We start from the raw sequence: 14,439 nt of genomic DNA, 5'->3' as shown, positions 1-14,439 counted from the left end.
ACGTCAGGACAGCAGGCCGCGTACGACGCGCAGGCCGACCGACAGCCGGGCCAGCTCCGCGGTGTCCTCGCGGCAGATCTCCTCCAGCGTCGCGGCCGAGCGGCCGATCAGCTCCTGGTCGGCGTTCTCCCACTCGGCCACCCGGACGGGCGCCGCGTCGTCCGCGCTGGTGGACTCCAGCACCTGGGCGGTCAGCTGCTGGTGCACGCCGTAGAGGTCGTCGCGCACCGCCGCCCGGGCCATCGTCTGCCAGCGGTCGTCGCGCGGCAGCGCGAAGATCCGCTCGACCAGCGCGGGCAGCCCGAGCCGCTCCCCCAGCGCGAAGTGGACCCGTGCCACCTCGACCGGGTCGAGGTCCAGCCGGTCGGCGGTCTCGACGATGCCGAGCAGGGCGTACGCCGGGGCCAGCACCGCGACCCGCGAGGCGAGGTCGTCGGGCACGCCCTGGTCGGTGAGGCGCTTCTCCCGGGCCTTGTAGTCGTCGAGCTCCCGGCCGCTCATGATGCTCGGCAGCTCGGCCATCACGGCCATCACGGGACCACGGAAGAACTCGACGGTCGCACTGGAGTCGAGCGGCGGACGGCGGTTGGTGACCAGCCACCGTGACGCGCGCTCGACGAGCGTACGCATCTCGATCCGCATCCGGGTCTGGCGCTCGGCCGGCACCCGGTTGTCCAGTGCCGCGATCTCCTTGCGCATCGGCAGCGAGCCGAAGATCTCGCGGGCGACGAAGTTGGCGCGGGTCAGGTCGGCGGCGTTCGCCCCGGTCTCGCCCTGCAGCCGCGGCCAGAACGTCATGCCGGCGCCGTTGACCAGGTCGTTGACGACCTGGGTCACGATGATCTGCCGGCGCAGCGGGTGGTCCTCGATGGCCGCCTCGAGGTCGGGCTTCATGCGGCTCGGGAAGTAGGCGAGCAGGTCCTCGCGCAGGTAGGGGTCGTCGGGCAGGTCGGACTCGATCAGCTCGTCGGCGAGCACGATCTTGGTCCACGCCATCAGCACCGACAGCTCGGGAGCCGACAGCGCCTGGTTGCGGTCCAGCCGGCGCTTGACCTGGCGCGTCGACGGCAGGCCCTCGAGCTCACGGTTGAGCACCCCGCGGCGCTCCAGCGCGCGCATCCAGTCCTCGTGGACGTGCAGCAGCGACGGCGCGTGCGCCTCGGCGTTGGCGAGCGCGAGGTTCTGCTCGTAGTTGTCGCGCAGCACCAGCTCGCCCACCTCCTCGGTCATCTCGGCGAGCAGCTCGTTGCGGGCGTCCTCGTCCATCTCCCCCGAGCGCACGACCCGGTCGAGGAGGATCTTGATGTTGACCTCGTGGTCGGAGGTGTCGACGCCGGCGGAGTTGTCGATGAAGTCGGTGTTCATCCGGCCGCCGTCGCCGTCGGCGCCGAACCGGGCGTACTCCACGCGACCGAGCTGGGTGAAGCCGAGGTTGCCGCCCTCGCCGATGCAGCGGGCGCGCAGGTCCTGGCCGTTGACGCGGATCGCGTCGTTGGCCTTGTCGCCGGCGTCGGCGTTGGTCTCCTCGGAGGACTTCACGTAGGTGCCGATGCCGCCGTTCCAGAGCAGGTCGACCGGGGCGAGCAGGATCGCCTTCATGAGCTCGGCCGGGGTCAGCGCGGTGACGCCGGCATCGAGCCCCAGCGCCTTGCGGGCCTGCGCCGACACCGGGATCGACTTGGCCGAGCGCGACCAGACGCCGCCGCCCTCGGAGATCAGCGAGGTGTCGTAGTCCTTCCAGCTCGACCGCGGCAGCTCGAAGAGCCGGCGTCGCTCGACGTACGAGGCGGCCGCGTCGGGCTCGGGGTCGATGAAGATGTCGCGGTGGTCGAAGGCCGCCACCAGCCGGGTGTGCTCCGAGCAGAGCATGCCGTTGCCGAAGACGTCGCCGGACATGTCTCCGATGCCGACTGCGGTGAAGTCCTCGGCCTGGCAGTCGACGCCCATCTCGCGGAAGTGCCGCTGCACCGAGACCCACGCACCCTTGGCGGTGATGCCCATGGCCTTGTGGTCGTAGCCGACCGAGCCGCCGGAGGCGAAGGCGTCGCCGAGCCAGAAGCCGTAGTCCTTCGCCACGCCGTTGGCGATGTCGGAGAACGTCGCGGTGCCCTTGTCGGCCGCGACCACGAGGTAGGAGTCGTCGCCGTCGTGGCGCACGACGTCGCGCGGGGGCACGTTCTCGCCGCCGACGAGGTTGTCGGTGATGTCGAGCAGGCCGGAGATGAACGTCTTGTAGCAGGCCACGCCCTCGGCCATCCACGCGTCGCGGTCGGAGGAGTCAGGCAGCTGCTTGCAGAAGAACGCGCCCTTCGCGCCGACCGGCACGATGACGGTGTTCTTGACCATCTGGGCCTTGACCAGCCCGAGCACCTCGGTGCGGAAGTCGTCGCGTCGGTCCGACCAGCGCAGGCCGCCGCGGGCGACGGCACCGAAGCGCAGGTGCGAGCCCTCGACCCGCGGGCTGTAGACGAAGATCTCGAAGCGCGGGCGCGGCTCGGGCAGGTCGGGGATCGCCGACGGCTCGAGCTTGAAGGAGATGTAGGGGTGGACCTCGCCGTCGGCCGAACGCTGGAAGAAGTTGGTGCGCAGCGTCGCCCGGACGAGGGTGCGGTAGGAGCGCAGGATGCGGTCGTGGTCGAGGCTGACGACCTCGTCGAGCGCGCGGGCGAGGCGCTCCTCGATCGCCTCGACCTTGGTCACCCGCGCCTCGGCGTCGTGCTCGAGCGCGCGGTCACCGCGGCCGGGGTCGAAGCGCGACTCGAACAGCTCGACGAGCAGCCGGGTGATGTCGACGTTGCTGCGCAGCGCCTCCTCGATGTAGTCGAGCGCGAACGGCGAGCCGCCCTGGCGGGCGTACTTGGCGTACGCCCGGAGCACCGTCGCCTGCCGCCAGGTGAGGCCGGCGGCGAGGACGAGCTGGTTGAAGCCGTCGATCTCGTTGTAGCCGTCCCACACCGCGCGCAGCGCCTCGGCGAACAGGGTGCGCTCGTGGGAGGACAGGGCGCGGCCGTGCCGCAGGCCGAACTCGTAGATGTAGGTCGGCCGGCCGAGCCCGGAGAGCTCGTACGGGCGCTCGTCGACGACCTCGACACCCATCGAGGTGAGCATCGGGAGCACCGCGCTCAGCGACAGCGGCTCCCCCACCCGGAACACCTTGAGCCGCGACTCGCCGCGGCGGTAGGTGCCGGTCTGCTGGTCCTGGTCGAAGAGGGCGAGGTCGATGCCCTCGGCGCCCTCGATCGCCTCGATCCGGCCGAGGTCGGCCGATCCGCGCGAGGGGTCGTAGTCCTCCTTGTAGGCCTCCGGGAAGGCGTCGGCCCAGGCGCGCGCGAGCTGCGAGCCGCGGTCCACGCCGTACTCGCTGACGACGGCGGCCATGAAGTCGTCGCGCCAGGAGCGGGAGGCCTCCATCAGCCGGCGCTCGAGGTCGGCGACGTCGATCTCGGGGACCTGGGCGCCCTTGGGCGGGTGGACGACGAAGTGCACGCGGGCGGTGGTGGACTCGTTGACCCGGGCGGTGAACTCGACGTGCTCGCCTCCGAGCTGGTCGCGCAGGATGTCGGAGAACCGCTCGCGCACGGCGGTGCTGTAGCGGTCGCGGGGCAGGTAGACCAGGACCGAGACGTAGCGGCCGTAGGTGTCGCGGCGCACGAACGCGCGCAGCTGCCGGCGCTCGCGGGCGCTCATCACGTCCTGCGCGACCGGGGCCAGCTCGTCGGGCGAGGTGTGGAACAGCTCGTCGCGCGGGTAGTTCTCCAGCGTGTCCATGAGGGCCTTGCCGGCGTGGCTGCGCGGGTCGAAGCCGGCGTGCTGCATCACCTCGTCGACCTTCTCGCGCAGCACCGGGATCCGGGTGACGGACTCGGTGTACGCGGCGCTGGAGAACAGGCCGAGGAAGCGGCGCTCGCCGACGACCTCGCCGTCGGGGCCGAAGGTCTTCACCCCGACGTAGTCGAGGTAGGCGGGGCGGTGCACGGTGGCGCGCGAGTTGGCCTTGGCCAGCACGAGGAGCTTCTTCTCCCGGGCCTTGGCCTTGACCAGCGGCGGCAGCTTGGCGAACGAGGCCGACAGGTCCTGGTCGTGGCGCAGGATGCCGAGGCCGGAGCCGGGGACGGCGCGCAGCCCGCACTCCTCCGGGGCGCCTTCCTCCGCCTCGAGCTGGTACTCGCGGTAGCCGAGGAACGTGAAGTGGTCGTCGGCCAGCCAGGTGAGGAAGTCGCGGCCCTGGCGCAGCTCCTCCGCCGACAGGGGCGGCGGGTCCTGGTCGAGCTCGGCGACCACCGCGAGGGCCTGCGCGTGCATCTTCTCCCAGTCCTCGACGGACTCGCGCACGTCGCGCAGGACCCGCTGCAGGCCCTCGGTGATCTCCGCGGCCTCGTCGTCGTCGGTGCGGTCGATCTCGACGTGCATCCACGACTCGGCGCCGTCGCGCGAGCCGGCCTGCGGCTCGTGGGCGTGGACGTGCTGGAGCTCGCCGGTGATGTCGCGCTCGACGTGGAACTGGGGGTGCACGACCGCGTGCACGGTGTGCCCGAGGCGGTTGAGCTCCATCGTCACCGAGTCGACGAGGAAGGGCATGTCGTCGGTGACGACCTCGACGACGGAGCGACCCGACGCCGACCAGCCGGAGTCGGTGATGGTGGGCGTCACGACCCGTACGGCGGCCGTGCCCTGCGGCCGCGACGACGCGAGCTCGCGGTGTGATGCGACGGCGCCGAGCAGGTCCTCCGGGGACCGCTCCGAGACGTCTTCCGGCGCCACGTGCCGGTAGTAGGCGCGCAGCAGTTCGCCCCACTCGGGACGTGCCTCCGTCGCTGCGTCGAGCTGTCGGTCCTTGGTCTCGTCAGGCGTCGCCACGCTCCGACCCTAGACCCATGTGTGACCACCACAACACGGGGTCCTTGCTGCGTGTCGGGGCCGCATCTGGGCCATGATGGGCGCCTGGTCCGGACCCGTGTCCTGGCCCTCGACGACACACGACGACGACACAGGATGCGGTGGTCACGATGAGCACGAAGCTCACCAAGCAGCTGACGTACGACGCCCCGGCCGAGGCCGTGGCCGCCATGCTCGACGACGTCGCGTTCCGCGAGGCGGTGCTCGAGCGTCAGCGCGTCGTGCGTGGCTCCGTCGACATCGACGGCGACGTCGCGCGGATCGAGCAGGTGCGCTCCGCCGACGACATCCCGGCCTTCGCCCGCAAGTTCGTCGGCGACGAGATCGTGATCGTGCAGACCGAGACCTGGACCTCGGCGCACGGCGCCGACGTGGAGCTCGCCATCCCCGGGAAGCCCGGCGACGCGGTCGGCACCCTCGTGCTGGTCGAGGCCGGCGGCACGACGACCGAGACCGTCGAGCTCGCGGTGAGCGTACGGATCCCGCTGGTCGGCGGGAAGATCGAGTCGATGATCGCCGAGATGGTCGGCCACGCCCTCGACGTCGAGCACCGGGTCGGCGTGGAGTGGCTGAAGCGCTAGCTCCACCTGGCACGACCGGGCGGTCGTGAACGGGCGGTGAGCGGGACAGGTTCTCGGGTGCGAGAACCTGCGTCACTCACCGCTGGAGGTACGCCGCTCGTCCTCGCCCCGGCGCCGCCACACCACGAACCCGAGCACCACGAACGGGCCGAAGGCCAGCAGCAGGGTCAGCGCCTGCTCGTACGGGTGCAGCGAGCCCAGGTGAAGGGGGATCACGCGGTCGATCCTCCCACTCCCGACCTGCACCCGGCGACATCGGGGAGCACGGGCTCGCCCCAGGCAGGCCGGCACTCCCCGATCGTGTCGACGACGGTCAGCCCTGGTGCGGGTAGCGGTGGTCCTTCGGCGGCACGAAGGTCTCCTTGATCGAGCGCGGCGAGGTCCAGCGCAGCAGGTTGACCGCGGCGCCGGCCTTGTCGTTGGTGCCCGACGCGCGACCGCCGCCGAACGGCTGCTGGCCCACGACGGCACCGGTCGGCTTGTCGTTGATGTAGAAGTTGCCGGCCGCGAAGCGCAGCGTCTTGCGGGCCCACGCGACGGCCGCCCGGTCCTGGGCGATGATCGCCCCGGTCAGGGCGTACGGGGCGAACGACTCCATCTGCTCGACGACCTTCTCGAAGCGCGCGTCGTCGTAGACGTGGACCGCGAGGATCGGGCCGAAGTACTCGTCGGAGAACATCTGGTCGGTCGGGTCGGTCGACTCCACGATCGTGGGCCGCACGAACCAGCCGACCGAGTCGTCGGTCTGACCGCCGGCCAGGACGGTGAGGTGCTTCTGGCGCTTGGCCCGCGCGATCGCGGCCTTGTGCTTGGCGAAGGCCCGGTCGTCGATCACCGCGCCCATGAAGTGCGACAGGTCGGTGACGTCGCCCATCGACAGCGCCTCGGTGTCGGCGATCAGCTGGTCCTTGATCTTCACCCACACCGACCTCGGCACGTAGGCCCGCGACGCGGCCGAGCACTTCTGGCCCTGGAACTCGAAGGCACCGCGGATCATCGCGACGCGCAGCACGTCGGGGTCGGCGCTGGGGTGGGCGACGATGAAGTCCTTGCCGCCGGTCTCGCCCACGATGCGCGGGTAGGAGCGGTAGCCGGTGATGTTCTCCCCGACCGTGCGCCACAGGTGCTGGAACGTCGGGGTCGAGCCGGTGAAGTGGATGCCGGCGAGGTCGCGGTGGGCCAGGGCGACCTTCGAGACGTCGAGGCCGTCACCGGGCAGCATGTTGATCACGCCGGGGGGCATGCCGGCCTCCTCGAGCAGCTCCATCGTCAGCGACGCGGCCAGCTGCTGCGTCGGAGACGGCTTCCAGATCACCGTGTTGCCCATCAGCGCCGGCGCGGTGGGCAGGTTGCCCGCGATCGCGGTGAAGTTGAACGGCGTGATCGCGTAGACGAAGCCCTCGAGCGGGCGGTGGTCGGTGCGGTTCCAGATGCCGGGGCTGTTGGCGATCGGCTGGTCGGTGAGGATCTGCTTGGCGTAGTGGACGTTGAACCGCCAGAAGTCGATCAGCTCGCACGCCGCGTCGATCTCGGCCTGGAACGCGGTCTTCGACTGGCCGAGCATGGTGGCGGCGTTGAGCGTCTGGCGCCACGGACCGGCCAGCAGGTCGGCGGCCTTGAGCAGGATCGCGCACCGCTCGTCGAACGGCATCGCCCGCCACGCCGGCGCGGCGTCGGCAGCGGCCTTGATCGCGGCTTCGGCGTCCTTGGTCGTCGAGTTCTTCAGCGTGCCGAGCACGTGGGCGTGGTCGTGCGGCTGGACGACCTTGATCTCCGCGCCGCCGCCGTTGCGGCGCTTGCCGCCGATCACGGCCCGGAAGGACTGCTGCTTCTTCTCCAGCCGGGCCAGCTCGGCGACGAGGGTCTCCCGCTCCGGGCTGCCGGGGGCGTAGGTCAGGTTCGGCTCGTTGGTGGGAGCCGGAGGAAAGGTGATCGCGTCCATGCCGCTGATCGTGTCAGAGACGGCCGCGGGCCTCAAAGGGAGGCGAGGAGGTCGTCGACCTCCTGCGTCGCCCACCACGCGAGGTCGTCGTCGGGGTCCGCGTCGTCGTCGCTGTCGACGTGCACCGCGACCACGTCGCGCCAGGTCGCGGGCGAGGCGACGTCGGCTGTCTCGACGACGACCACGACCCGGCGTCGCCGACCGTCGGGGAGCCCGGCCACCAGCTCGGCGGAGGCGTCCGCAGCGGTCATGAGCGCGGCGTACTCGCTCTCCTCGCCGTCGTCGGAGGCGACGACGGCGTCGACCAGCCGCGGGCCGTCGGCCTCCCGGTCCTCGGCGAGGCGGGGCAGCGTGGAGGGGGCGTAGCGGCGGGTCACTCGGGGCCTGCCTTCTGGGGCCGGCGCCTGGTCCCTGCGCCCTTGCGGCCGCGCGGGGCACGCGGCCGGGTGTCGGAGGCGGAGTCCTTGAGCTCCTCGAGCGACTCGAGCACGCACTGGCCGAGGAGGTCGGCGTCGGGCACGGCGTCGCGGTCGGTGGTGATGCCGTAGAACACCCCGCCGTCGTAGGACGTCACCCCGATCGCGAGCGGGTGGTCGGGCAGCAGCGGGTGGACGGGGTACGACTCCAGCATCCGCGCGCCGTCGGCGTAGAGCGGGAACTGCGGACCCGGCACGTTGGTGATCGAGACGTGGAAGCCGTGCCGCAGCTCGGCCGCTGCGAGCCGGGACCCCAGGGCGTGGAAGGTGGTCGGCGCGAAGCCCGCGATGCCGGAGAGCCGCCGGGCCGAGACGTTGCGGCCGTTGTCGCGGTGGGCCTTGAGGTCGTAGCTGACCTGGTGCAGGCGTACGACCGGGCTGGGCTCGCTGATCGGCAGGTTGACCACGTGGCCGGTGACCTGGCTGCCGAGCGAGGTCGCCTCGAGCTCGTCGTCGATGACCGACATGGGCACGAACGCCTTGATCGCCTTGAGGCCGGCCATCGACTCGGCCCGCGTCATCAGCCAGCCGCGCAGGCCGCCGGCGAGGGTGGCGAGGATGACGTCGTTGACGGTGCCGCCGTGCACCTCGCGGATCGCCCGGTAGTCGGGCAGCTCGGTGCGGACGGTGACGAAGCGCCGCTGCTGCGAGAGCCGGCGGTGCACCGGGGTGGAGTGCACGGGGCCACGCCCGGACAGCGCGTGGGCGACCTCGGCGACCCGGGCGCCCGAGGCGGAGGCCCGTCGGCCCAGCGCCTCGGCGTTGGCGCGGGTGGTCATCCAGACCGTGCTCGGCCGCTCGAGGCTGTCGGTGACCGCGTTGAGCGCGGCCGCCACCGGCCCCGCCGCGCGCCGGGGCCGCCAGTCGTCGTCGTGGCCCAGCGTGGACCGGTCCGCGGACGTGTCGAGCAGGACCTGGCCGATGTCGACGGTCTCGCGGCCGTCGACGAGGATCTGGTGGCTCTTGGTGAGCAGGGCGACGCGGCCGTGCTCGAGGCCCTCGACGAAGTAGCACTCCCACAGCGGACGGCTGCGGTCGAGCGGGCGCGACGCGATGCGGGCGACGAGCTCGCGCAGCTGGTCCATGGAGCCGGGACGCGGCAGCGCGGAGCGGCGTACGTGGTAGCCGAGGTCGAAGTTCTCGTCGTCCACCCAGGCCGGGTTTGCCAGCCGGCCCGGCACGAGCTGCAGTCGCTGGCGGTAGCGGGGGACGAAGGCGATCCGGTCGGCGATCAGCTGCACGAGCCGGTCGTGGTCGAAGCCGGACGTGCCCGGGTCGAAGATCTCCACCGTGGCGTTGTGCATGGGCGTCGTGGGCGACTCGGCGGCCAGGATGGCCAGGTCCCGCGGCCGGAGCCGTTCACTCATGCACGCACTCGCTGCGCTCACTCATGTGGTGCCCTCTCGTCGGAGTCCTTTGTCCTCATGGGATTCTGGCAGAGCCCTGCACCACCGAAGGAGTTGCCTGTGTCCGGTCGCGTCCTCGCGCGTCTCGCCCCCGTCGTCCTCGTCCTGGCCGCGGCGCTGTCCGCCTGTGGTGGTGACGGTGACACGGACCCGCCTGCGACGTCCCAGTCCCCCTCCGCCGACGGAGACACCGACCCGTCTGCGACGTCGCAGTCCCCCTCCACCGACGATGACACGGTCGCCGTGACGGTGACCCGCGAGGGCGACAGCTTCACCCCCAACGGCGAGCGCGTCGAGCTCGGCGTCGACCAGACCCTCGTGCTGACCATCGACGCCGACGAGGCCGGGGAGCTCCACGTCCACAGCACGCCGGAGCAGGACATCTCCTACGAGGCGGGCGCCTCCGAGCACGAGATCACCATCGACCGGCCCGGTGTGGTCGAGGTCGAGAGCCACGACCCCGACCTCATCGTGCTGCAGCTCGAGGTCCGCTGAGCGTGGGCGCCTCCGGCACGCACCTGTCCGACGTGGGCGGGGCGATCTCGGCGCACGGCCTCGGTGGCGCCAAGGACCTGCCGATCCCCTCCGAGCTCGCCATCGCCGGCGCGGTGGCCGCCCTTGTCATCTCCTTCACCGTCCTGGCCGTCGCCTGGCGCGAGCCGCGCTACGACCCCGCGACCAGCGGGCGCCCCGCACCGGAGTGGCTGGACCGGTTCGTCTCCTCGACCGCTCTGGCCGTAGCGGCGCGGGTGCTGGGCATGGCGTTCTTCCTCTACGTGGGCGCGGCGGCGGTCTTCGGCCAGGACACCCTGATCAACCCATTCCTCGGCACGTTCTACGTGCTGCTCTGGGTCGGGCTGGTGCCCGCCTCGCTGCTGCTCGGACCGGTGTTCCGGGCGATCAGCCCGGCGCGCACGATCAGCATGCTGTTCGCGAAGGTCTCCGGCGTCCGGGAGGGTGAGGGCCTGTACGCCTATCCGGCGCGCCTGGGCTACTGGCCGGCGGCGGCCGGGCTGTTCTCCTTCGTCTGGCTCGAGCTGGTCTACCCCGGCTCCACCGACCTCGGCCCCGTACGCCTGTGGTGCGCCGCCTACCTCGGCATCATGTTCGTCGGCTCAGCCCTGTTCGGCACCACCTTCCTGGCGCGCGCCGACCCGTTCGAGGTCTACTCCTCGCTCGTGGCGAAGCTGTCGGTCTGGGGCCGGCGCGAGGGGCGGCTGGTGCTGCGGAGCCCGCTGGCCAACCTCGACACCGTCGTGGCCCGCCCCGGACTGGTGGCGGTCGTGGCCGTGCTGTTCGGCAGCACCGCCTTCGACTCCTTCCGCGAGTCGACCGCCTGGCTGGGCGTGGTCCAGGAGATGTCGATGCCCCGGGTCCTGCCCGACACGCTCGCCCTCGTGGCCTTCTCCGCCGGCGTGGGGGTGGTCCTGACGGCTGCGACGATGGCCACCGGAGTCACGCCCGGCACGCCGCGGCGCGCGCTGCCGGACCTCTTCGCCCACTCGGTGGTGCCGATCATCGTCGGCTACATCGTCGCGCACTACCTGACCTACTTCGTCGAGTACGGCCAGCAGACGGTCATCCAGCTGAGCGACCCGTTCACCCGCGGCGACGACTACCTCGGCACGGCCGACCTGCAGGTCAACTACTGGCTGTCGATGCACCCCACGTTCCTCGCGGTCACCAAGGTCCTCGCGGTGGCGCTGGGGCACGTCGTGGGCGTCGTGGCCGCACACGACCGCGCCGTCAAGCTGTTGCCGCGGCGGCACCAGCTGACCGGTCAGCTGCCGCTGCTGCTCGCGATGGTGGGGTTCACCGTCGGAGGCCTGTACCTGCTGTTCGCGGCGTGAGGGTGCCCCGGGCGGGGGTCGTCAGTAGGGCCAACCCGGCGGGAGCTCCTGGGTCACCGTCACCATGTCGCAGGTCCCGCGGTAGTCGATGACGTCGAGCGGGTCGCGCCAGCCCACGTAGACAACGCGGTCGACGCCACTGTCCCCCTGCTTCGGGTCATCGCAGTGGATCCGGTCCTCCTGCCCATCGGGCAGCACGTAGATCGTGTCGTCGCCCTGCTCGGCGAACACCTTGTCGGCACCGGGGCCGAGGAAGATGACGTCGTTGCCCTCGTCGCCCTTCACCAGCCAGTCGTTGCCCGGGCCGTCGATCAGGACGTCGTCGCCGGGCCCGCCCTGGATGGCGCCGTCGTCACCGGCACCGCCGTCGATGTGGTCGGCGCCGGCACCCCCGATGTGCTTGTCGGACCCGTCGCCGCCGAAGAGCTGGTCGTCGCCGTCGTTGCCGCCGAGCAGGTCGTCGCCCGCCTCCCCGTGGACGACGTCGTTCCCGGCGTTGGAGGTGAGCTTGTCGTTGCCGTCCCCGCCGTACATCACGTCGTCGCCCTGGCCGCCGTCGACCCGGTCGTTGCCGCTGCCGCCGGAGACCCAGTCGTTGCCCGGCTGCATGGTGATCCAGTCATCGCCGTTGTCCCCGGTGACCTGGTCGTTGCCCTTGCCGGCATAGATCGTGTCGTTTCCGCCCTTGCCGGTGACCCGGTCGCGGCCACCCAGCGACATGATGCGGTTGGCGCGCGAGGTCCCGGAGATGACGTCGTCGCCGGTCGTCCCCTGGCGCATGGCGTGCGCCGGTACGAGCGTCAGCGCGGTCAGGGACACGGTCGTCGAGAGCGCCAGCGCGAGCGCCACGAGGGCGGAGCTGGCCGGACGCATGGGATCCACCATGGGAGTCTCCTAGGAATGGGACCCCAACGTTAACGAAATCTTGACGAAAACCAGAACTTTCAAGTGCGGCGGCGCCAGCCCGCCCGCTGCGGGGCGGGCCTGACGCTCGCGGGGAACACCGCGTCGGCGAGCGCCGAGAGGCTCTGCACGAGCGAGGAGTCGCCCAGGTCGGCCAGGGCCCGACCGGAGACGAGCGCCCGGTCGAGCCCGGCCCGGTCCTCCGGCAGGAAGTGCAGGCCCGCGACGCGGTTGAACCCCTCGACCATGCCGGCGATCTCCTTCTCCGACCACCCGATCGAGGAGCGCATGCGGTTGACGACGACCCGCACCGGCACGCCGGTCGTGCGCTCGCGCAGGTCGACGAGGCCCCTGGCCAGCCGGGCGAGCCCGACCGGGTCGGCGGATCCCACGACGAGGAGCTCGTCGGCCTGCTCGATCGCCGCGAGGGTGAGCGCGTTGCGACCGGGACGGGCGCCGAAGTCGGTGCCGGGGTCGTCCTCGAGGCTGAACCCGGTGTCGACCAGCACGTGACCGCGGGCGCGCGCCGCCTCGAGCAGCTGGTCGACCTGCGCGGGACGCACCTCGCGCCACCGGTCGGGGCGCGGCAGCCCGGTGACGACGGCGAGGTGCTCGCCCACGCCGCGGCACACCGAGGCGAACCGCTCGTCGAGCTGCCCCGCGGCGGCGAGCCGCGCCGCCGACAGCAGGCCGGACACCTCGTCGAGCACGCCGAGTTGCTGGGCGACGGCCCCGCCGTAGGGGTCGAGGTCGGCCAGCACGACGGGATGCTCGCGCCGCGCGAGCTCCCACGCGAGGTTGGTGGCGACGGTCGTCCGGCCCGGGGCGCCGCCGGGCCCCCAGACCACGACCACCCGGCCGTCGTGCACCGGGTCGGCGTCGTCCCCACCGCCTGGCAGGTCGAGCGGCTGCTCGTCGCGTGAGCGGGTGTCGGCGACGTCGTCGACCGTGGTGACGGCACCCGGGAGGGACGACAGCTCACCCGCCCCCACGACCGCGGCGATGCCGAGACGGTGGGCGTGCTCGCGCACGTCGAGGTCGTCGGACCGGGCGGACGTCACGGCGACGGGGCGTACGGCGTGGCGGCGCAGGTGGGACACGCTGGCCGCGTCGAGCCCCGGGGCGTCGAGGGAGACGACCGCGACGTCGGCCTGACCGCTCGTCACGGCCGCGAGCAGGTCGTCGACGTCGACGCAGCGCTTGAGCACGACGACCCCGGGGTGGGCCTCCAGGTCGGCGAGCGCCGGGGACTCCCAGGGCTCCCCCGCCGCCAGCAGGAGCACGCAGATCACGACGTTCAGCCCCTGCCGACGACGCGGACGCGATCGTCGCCACTGGCTGCGAGGAGCGCGCCGAGCGACTCCTCGTCGGCGCCGGGCACGGCGAGGACGAGCTGTCGGCTCGTCGCGGAGGCGAACGCGTCTGTCACCACCGGTGCGTCGAGGACCACGATGTCGGACAGCACGAGCTCGGCGTCGCTGCGCCCGCGACGCTGCGCGAGGGTGCGGTCGGCGAGGACCCACACGTCCACCCGGGAGCCCCGGACCAGGTCGGTCGGCACGTGCTCGGCAGCCACGGCGATCGACACCGCGACGGTGTCGTCGGCAGGCTCCTCCCCCAGTGCGGCCGCCGGCACCAGCTCGCCGGCGGACAGCGGGCGGGTCAGGGTGAGCGCGGCCGGGAGCTCGTCGTCGACCTCGAGGTAGCGCTCGCGGTCGGCGCCCTCGTCGAAGCGCACCCGGGTGGCGCGGAGGTCGCCCGCCGTCAACGTCTGCCCCGCGACCAGGTCACCGGACGCCGACCAGACCGGGGTCATGTCGTCGGCCCCGGACAGGATCCTCGCCCCGGCCACGACCGACCCCGTGACGAGCACGATGCCGATCCAGAGTCGCGGGTCGCGCCACCCGGGGGCGCTCGCCCGGGTCGCTGCCGGGACGTCTCCGGAGTGGGCGGACGGGTGGGAGGACGGGCGGGAGGAGGCGCGGGCAGGGGTCCACGAGGATTTCCGAGAGGCGTTCCGAGGCACGGCGCCATCATTGCCACTCGCGCGGGACTTCACACCTGTGTCTCCACAGGCACCGGCCGGTCGGCGACGCGGCGGGGTGTCGGTGGCACGATTGGCCCATGGCAGACGACCCCCGCTTCCTGACGCTCGCCGACGTCGCCGAGGTGCTCAACACCTCCGGCGCGCAGGTTTACGCGCTGGTGCGCCGGGGCGAGCTGCCGGCGATAAAGATCGGCGGCCGCGGCCAGTGGCGCGTCGAGCGCGTGCAGCTCGAGGAGTTCATCCAGCGGATGTACGCCGACACCCGCGCCTTCGTCGACGAGCACCCGTTCGTCGAGGCGGAGGCTGCGCCGGCCGAGGGCGAGTCGTCACACCACTAG

At 72.0% G+C, this 14,439-nt stretch carries 12 protein-coding genes; 4 read left to right on the top strand and 8 right to left on the bottom strand.

The annotated features are described in order from the left end of the window. Nucleotides 1-3: 3 nt before the first annotated feature. Nucleotides 4-4,857 (bottom strand): NAD-glutamate dehydrogenase, encoded by a 4,854-nt coding sequence (locus IEZ24_RS02170; RefSeq protein WP_129456916.1) that lies wholly within the window; start codon nucleotides 4,855-4,857, stop codon nucleotides 4-6. Nucleotides 4,858-5,006: 149 nt separating this feature from the next. On the opposite strand from IEZ24_RS02170, the gene IEZ24_RS02165 reads away from it, so the two are divergent. Continuing rightward, nucleotides 5,007-5,477, top strand: coding sequence for a DUF2505 domain-containing protein (locus tag IEZ24_RS02165; protein ID WP_129456917.1), 471 nt, complete (start codon nucleotides 5,007-5,009; stop codon nucleotides 5,475-5,477). 72 nt (nucleotides 5,478-5,549) lie between these two features. On the opposite strand, the gene IEZ24_RS02160 is transcribed toward IEZ24_RS02165, so the two are convergent. The 4 genes from IEZ24_RS02160 to IEZ24_RS02145 all read right to left on the bottom strand — a co-directional run bounded on the left by IEZ24_RS02160 (nucleotide 5,550) and on the right by IEZ24_RS02145 (nucleotide 9,262). Further along, complete coding sequence (locus IEZ24_RS02160) at nucleotides 5,550-5,693, bottom strand: hypothetical protein (RefSeq protein ID WP_165356207.1); 144 nt, start codon at nucleotides 5,691-5,693, stop codon at nucleotides 5,550-5,552. 97 nt (nucleotides 5,694-5,790) lie between these two features. Beyond that, nucleotides 5,791-7,419 (bottom strand): L-glutamate gamma-semialdehyde dehydrogenase, encoded by a 1,629-nt coding sequence (gene pruA / locus IEZ24_RS02155; protein WP_129456918.1) that lies wholly within the window; start codon nucleotides 7,417-7,419, stop codon nucleotides 5,791-5,793. A gap of 32 nt (nucleotides 7,420-7,451) precedes the next feature. Continuing rightward, complete coding sequence (locus IEZ24_RS02150; protein ID WP_129456919.1) at nucleotides 7,452-7,796, bottom strand: DUF6912 family protein; 345 nt, start codon at nucleotides 7,794-7,796, stop codon at nucleotides 7,452-7,454. Continuing rightward, nucleotides 7,793-9,262 carry a WS/DGAT/MGAT family O-acyltransferase gene (locus IEZ24_RS02145; protein ID WP_129456920.1) on the bottom strand — a complete coding sequence of 490 codons (1,470 nt, stop codon included), beginning with the start codon at nucleotides 9,260-9,262 and terminating at the stop codon, nucleotides 7,793-7,795. Before IEZ24_RS02145 ends, IEZ24_RS02150 begins: the two co-directional genes overlap by 4 nt. Before the next feature lie 99 nt (nucleotides 9,263-9,361). On the opposite strand from IEZ24_RS02145, the gene IEZ24_RS02140 reads away from it, so the two are divergent. Together IEZ24_RS02140 and IEZ24_RS02135 are read left to right on the top strand one after the other, a co-directional pair. Then, complete coding sequence (locus IEZ24_RS02140; RefSeq protein ID WP_242498610.1) at nucleotides 9,362-9,796, top strand: hypothetical protein; 435 nt, start codon at nucleotides 9,362-9,364, stop codon at nucleotides 9,794-9,796. A gap of 2 nt (nucleotides 9,797-9,798) precedes the next feature. Further along, nucleotides 9,799-11,151, top strand: a complete 1,353-nt coding sequence (locus IEZ24_RS02135; RefSeq protein WP_242498611.1) for a hypothetical protein — start codon at nucleotides 9,799-9,801, stop codon at nucleotides 11,149-11,151. Between the two features lie 21 nt (nucleotides 11,152-11,172). On the opposite strand, the gene IEZ24_RS02130 is transcribed toward IEZ24_RS02135, so the two are convergent. The 3 genes from IEZ24_RS02130 to IEZ24_RS02120 are packed head-to-tail and all read right to left on the bottom strand — an operon-like array spanning nucleotide 11,173 to nucleotide 14,080. Next, nucleotides 11,173-12,036, bottom strand: a complete 864-nt coding sequence (locus IEZ24_RS02130) for a calcium-binding protein (RefSeq protein ID WP_129456922.1) — start codon at nucleotides 12,034-12,036, stop codon at nucleotides 11,173-11,175. Between the two features lie 59 nt (nucleotides 12,037-12,095). After that, nucleotides 12,096-13,346, bottom strand: a complete 1,251-nt coding sequence (locus tag IEZ24_RS02125; protein ID WP_129456923.1) for an AAA family ATPase — start codon at nucleotides 13,344-13,346, stop codon at nucleotides 12,096-12,098. A gap of 5 nt (nucleotides 13,347-13,351) precedes the next feature. Continuing rightward, nucleotides 13,352-14,080 carry a CpaB family protein gene (locus tag IEZ24_RS02120; protein ID WP_129456924.1) on the bottom strand — a complete coding sequence of 243 codons (729 nt, stop codon included), beginning with the start codon at nucleotides 14,078-14,080 and terminating at the stop codon, nucleotides 13,352-13,354. A 98-nt stretch (nucleotides 14,081-14,178) separates the two neighbouring features. Here IEZ24_RS02120 and IEZ24_RS02115 point away from each other — a divergent pair, with 98 nt between their 5' ends. Further along, nucleotides 14,179-14,439, top strand: a complete 261-nt coding sequence (locus IEZ24_RS02115) for a helix-turn-helix domain-containing protein (RefSeq protein ID WP_129456925.1) — start codon at nucleotides 14,179-14,181, stop codon at nucleotides 14,437-14,439.

It is taken from the genome of Nocardioides ganghwensis, assembly GCF_014779655.1.
GTDB lineage: Bacteria > Actinomycetota > Actinomycetes > Propionibacteriales > Nocardioidaceae > Nocardioides > Nocardioides ganghwensis.
This window is presented reverse-complemented; position numbering and strand designations above follow the sequence as displayed.